Below are 5,359 nucleotides of genomic sequence, written 5' to 3'. Positions count from 1 at the left end.
GATAACCTCCGTCTGATGCAAGATGATGATCATCCGACGCAAGAGGAAGCCTCCAACCCGGGTTGGCAAGCCTGTCTGACACCAGATAAAGACAATCCGACACCAGATAGCGGCCGTCTGATGCAAGATGATGATCATCCGACACAAGAGGAGGCCGCCAACCCGGGTTGGCAAGCCTGTCTGACACCAGATAAAGACAATCCGACACCAGATAACCTCCGTCTGATGCAAGATGATGATCATCCGACGCAAGAGGAAGCCGCCAACCTGGGTTGGCAAAGCTGTCTGACACAAAATAAAGACAATCCTACACCAGATAACGGCCGTCTGATGCAAGATGATGATCATCCGGCGCAAGAGGAAGCCGCCAACCCTAGTTGGCAAGCCTATCTGACACCAGATAAAGACAATCCGACACCAGATAATCGGCTCCGAAAGGTGCTGAAACAATTTCCAAAATAATAAGCTGAGTTCAATTTTAAAATGAAAATATTTTAGAACCAAACTCAGGTTAATAACCTGAGTTCGATTTTAAAATTATTCACAGCTTTAGCTCTTTTTGATCAGAAACTTTCACTGGTTTTCGCAGTACTATTGGGATAATTCAAGAAAATCGGAGGAAGTTTATGACAAAAAGAGCAAAGTCCTAAGGGGGAAAGTCCTTCTCACGCCATCTTTTTATTTAAAACTCCTCGAAATAACCCGTTATGACTTCGCAGTTTTAAATAAAAATCTGACGCAATTATGACTTCCTGTGAAAATATTTTAGAACCAAACTCAGGTTAATATATATTTGTAGCTCATCAATAAAACTAAGATGACTGACTTTTATCACAGCGATCTGTTCTCGTACCTCGTACTGCCGTTACTTATCATCCTGGCCCGCATCAGCGATGTAACCGTAGGAACCCTACGCATCGTTATGGTATCGAAGGGGCAAAAAAAGATCGCTCCCCTACTTGGCTTCTTCGAAGTAATTATCTGGCTTGTTGCCATGAGTAAGATTATCCAAAACATCGACAATTGGGTGGCTTACGTAGCTTACGGAACCGGTTTTGCTGCCGGAAACTACATCGGCCTAATCCTCGAGGAAAAGCTGGCAGTTGGTATTGTTCAACTTCAAATTATAACCCGCACCAATGCCGACAACCTTATTGCCAAACTGAAAGCCAAGGGATATGGCATTACTTACCATGATGCCTACGGAGCCAATGCCAACGAAAAGGTGGCTGTTATTTATACCATCATTAAACGGGTCGATATCAACGAAGTAATTGAAATTATCCGAACCTATAACCCCAACGCTTTTTACTCGATCGAGGATGTCAAGTTCGTCAATAAAGGAGTCACCTCACCGGTTCGATCGGCAGAACGCTTCCGTAGAACTAAATAAGACCTTGATAGCGGTTCAAAAGCTATGAAGACTTCGATTTACAGATTAATTCCAGTATTGTACTCGGACTTTGCGAGAGTTTTACAGGTCATATCAAGGATAAAATTAAGACCGTGAAATCCGAAAATAGAAATTTAAAAAAATTGTTAGCATCCTTCCGAATTATTCAAAAAAAGGGCCTCATGTGATCGATTCTTCATTATTATTGTGATCTTTGTCATACTTTAAAAACGACATTATTTAGGCACTTTTCAAAAATTAATAAACACATGTTTAAGATTCAAACCTTAAATAAGATCGACCCGATCGGGTTGAAAAATTTCCCACTGGATCAGTACGAAATCGCCAGTGAGTTTGCAAATCCTGATGGCATCGTTGTACGTAGCCAAAAGATGCACGACATGGAGCTTTCGAAAAACTTGAAAGCCATTGCACGTGCCGGAGCAGGTGTAAACAACATTCCAATCGAGAAATGTACTGATCAGGGAATCGTAGTATTCAATACACCGGGAGCAAATGCTCACGCAGTTAAAGAATTAGTTATTGCCGGGTTGTTACTTTCATCGCGGGGTGTTGCACAATCAATTGAATGGGCAAAAACATTAATCGGAAAAGGTGACGAAGTTCCTGCTTTAGTTGAAGCCGGAAAGAAAAACTTTGCCGGTAACGAAATCCGTGGTAAAAAGTTAGCTGTTATCGGTTTGGGCGCAATTGGTGTATTAATTGCCAATGCTGCACAAGCTTTAGGTATGGAAGTTATTGGTTACGACCCATACATTTCTGTAAAACAAGCTTGGAAATTAAGCCGTAACATTAAACGTGCTGAAGGCATTGAAGTATTATTGTCTGATGCTGACTATGTAACCATCAACATTCCGCAAACTGCCGAAACAAAAGGTTACATCAACAAAGATAAACTGAATATGATGAAAGACGGCGTGCGGATCATGAACTTTGCACGTGGCGGTCTGATCAACAACACTGATATGACAGCAGCTTTGGAATCAGGTAAAGTAGGTTGCTATGTAACTGATTTCCCTGATGAAGAAGTTCTGAAAATGAAAAACGTAATTGCAATCCCTCACTTGGGTGCATCTACTGAAGAATCAGAGCAAAACTGTGCAATCATGGCAGTTAACCAAGTTCGCGATTACCTTGAAAACGGTAACATCATCAACTCGGTAAACTTCCCTGAAGCAGAAATGGAACGTCATGGCGGACCTCGTTTAATTGTGGCCAACAAAAATGTTCCAAACATGGTAAGCCAAATCTCAAGCCTGTTGGCTTCTGAAGGTTTGAACATTGCCAACATGCTGAATAAAAACAGAGCTGACATTGCTTATAACATTATCGATATCGACGGGGCTGCACCTTCGGATGAAGTAGCTGAGAAGCTGAAAAACATCGAAGGCGTAGTTATGGTTCGCGTTCTTCCGTAATGTTTATACAACGATAAAATTGATGAGATACCGGTTACTTTAAGCGATCATGCAAAAAGTGCCGGTATCTTTTTTTTGCGGTTTCTTTATCGCGGATTTATTTTAAATTTGCATATCGTCTAACTCGAAGACTAAAGTCAAAATCTGGCAAAAATTAATTAAAATCATGAGTAACAAGTTAATTGAAAAAGCTGCTGATAACGTACGTATTTTAGCTGCAGCTATGGTTGAAAAAGCAAAATCCGGCCACCCGGGTGGTGCCATGGGCGGTGCTGATTTTGTGAGTGTATTATATTCTGAATTTTTGAATTACGATCCAAGCGATATGACTTGGGCAAATCGTGACCGTTTCTTTTTGGATCCGGGCCACATGTCACCGATGTTGTACTCAATCCTGGCAATGACAGGAAACTACAATATGACTGATTTGTCGAACTTCCGTCAATGGGAAAGTGTAACTCCGGGACACCCTGAAGTAGACTTCGCCCGTGGCGTGGAAAATACATCGGGTCCACTGGGACAAGGACACACAATGGCTGTTGGTGCCGCTATTGCTGAACGGTTCCTGGTTGCTCGTTTCGGCGAGTGGATGGCTCACAAAACTTATGCATTCATTTCTGACGGTGGTGTTCAGGAAGAAATCTCACAAGGTGCTGGTCGTATCGCTGGTAACCTGGGATTGAACAACCTGATCATGTTCTACGATTCAAACGACATTCAGCTGTCTACTGAGACCAGCGAAGTAACGATTGAAGATACAGCTAAAAAATACGAAGCCTGGGGATGGAAAGTATTGACCATCGAAGGAAACGACATTGAAGCTATTCGTGGTGCTTTACATGTTGCACACGCCGAAACTGAAAAACCAACCCTGATCATTGGTAAAACAATCATGGGTAAAGGTGCTGTTACTGCTGAAGGTGCAAGCTACGAACGTAAATGTGCAACTCACGGTATGCCATTGGGTGAAGCCGGTGCTTCATTCGAAAAAACAATCGCCAACTTAGGTGGTAATCCGGAAAATCCATTCGTAATTTTCGACGACGTTCAAGCTTTGTTCGACGCTCGTAAAGAAGAATTGACAAAAGCTGCTGCTGCTAAAAAAGCAGAGCAAGCAGAGTGGGCTAAGGCTAATCCTGAATTGGCTGCTAAATTCGAGAAATTCTTCTCTAAAGAAACTCCTGAATTTGATTTCTCAAAAATCACACAAAAAGCCGATTCAGCTACACGTGCAGCAGGTTCTGCAGTATTGGCTGCATTTGCAGGTGAAGTTGAAAACCTGATCGTTTCTTCTGCCGACTTGTCAAACTCAGACAAGACTGACGGTTTCCTGAAGAAAACAACATCATTCAAAAAAGGTGATTTCTCAGGCTCATTCCTGCAAGCTGGTGTTGCCGAATTAACCATGGCTTCAGTCATGAACGGTATGGCATTGCACGGTGGTGTAATTCCTGTATGTGGTACATTCTTCGTATTCTCAGACTACATGAAGCCAGCTGTTCGTTTAGCCGCATTAATGCAATTACCAGTAAAATATGTATGGACTCACGATGCATTCCGTGTGGGTGAAGACGGTCCTACTCACCAACCGGTTGAGCAGGAAGCTCAGATCCGTTTGATGGAGAAACTGAAAAATCACCACGGACAAAACTCCATGTTGGTATTGCGTCCTGCTGACTGTGAAGAAACAACTGCTTCATGGAAACTGGCTTTGGAAAATACATCAACTCCAACAGCGTTGATTTTGTCTCGTCAAAATATCACTAACCTCCCGTCTAAAGCTGATCGTTACAGCGAAGCTTTACAAGCTGGAAAAGGAGCATACATTGTAACGGATTGCGAAGGTACTCCTGATGTAATCTTATTAGCTAGTGGTTCGGAAGTTAGCACTTTGGTTGCCGGCGCTGCATTATTAGAAAAAGATGGCGTTAAATGCCGCATCGTTTCAGTTCCTTCTGAAGGTTTATTCCGTTCACAAAGTGCAGAATACCAAGCAGAAGTGCTTCCTACAGGTGTGAAAAAATTCGGTATGACTGCCGGATTACCTGTTAACCTGGAAGGCTTAGTTGGTGCAGACGGAACAGTGTTTGGACTGGATTCATTTGGTTACTCAGCACCTTACAAAGTGTTGGATGATAAATTAGGATTCAACGGACAAAACGTTTACAACCAAGTAAAAGCATTATTGGCATAAATTATACCAATATCGAGATATAAAAAGGCCGGAGTTTCCGGCCTTTTTTCTGTGAAAGTCTTTTTCAAGATGCGTTGAAGAGGATCGATTCTGCTCCAATAAATTTCCGCTAGCCTTACCAGACGGGTTTTCATCTTTGGCTTGCCCCAAAGACGAAACAGAAAACGCAAGGCTGTTTTTTGTTTTCAGGCGTCAGCTCCCGAAAGCTAAGTTCAGCCGGGTGATCTCCTCCTCACGTCGGAGCTTCCCGGTTTCACTAAGCTTCCGGTTCGCTTCCTACCCTCGATAAAAAGTAGGCCGAAATCACTTCGAGTAAGTTCCCATCTCCATTCG

Annotated in this window: 4 protein-coding genes; all 4 read left to right on the top strand. The window is 42.7% G+C overall.

Annotation, left to right across the window (positions count from 1 at the left end; all coding sequences use genetic code 11):
- Window positions 1-462: hypothetical protein (locus AC37HE_RS00670; protein WP_500780840.1), on the top strand; the 462-nt coding region annotated here is incomplete at its 5' end.
- 355 nt (window positions 463-817) lie between these two features.
- The gene (locus AC37HE_RS00665; RefSeq protein WP_500780839.1) at window positions 818-1,393 is read left to right on the top strand and encodes a DUF2179 domain-containing protein; all 576 of its coding nucleotides are present in this window, start codon (window positions 818-820) and stop codon (window positions 1,391-1,393) included.
- Window positions 1,394-1,662: 269 nt separating this feature from the next.
- Entirely contained in the window at window positions 1,663-2,832 is a 1,170-nt protein-coding gene (locus tag AC37HE_RS00660) for a phosphoglycerate dehydrogenase (RefSeq protein WP_500780838.1), read from the top strand.
- A gap of 166 nt (window positions 2,833-2,998) precedes the next feature.
- Window positions 2,999-5,026, top strand: a complete 2,028-nt coding sequence (locus AC37HE_RS00655; protein WP_500780837.1) for a transketolase family protein — start codon at window positions 2,999-3,001, stop codon at window positions 5,024-5,026.
- Window positions 5,027-5,359: the final 333 nt, after the last annotated feature.

The organism is Mangrovibacterium sp. (genome assembly GCF_059905295.1).
Note: the sequence above shows the minus strand (reverse complement) of the source record. Positions and strands in the feature narration are given on the sequence as shown.

Bases quoted from the DNA above. Each gene is read 5' to 3' on its own strand.
- AC37HE_RS00665 (WP_500780839.1), top strand. From the start codon at position 818: ATGACTGACTTTTATCACAGCGATCTGTTCTCGTACCTCGTACTGCCG.
- AC37HE_RS00660 (WP_500780838.1), top strand. From the start codon at position 1,663: ATGTTTAAGATTCAAACCTTAAATAAGATCGACCCGATCGGGTTGAAA.
- AC37HE_RS00655 (WP_500780837.1), top strand. From the start codon at position 2,999: ATGAGTAACAAGTTAATTGAAAAAGCTGCTGATAACGTACGTATTTTA.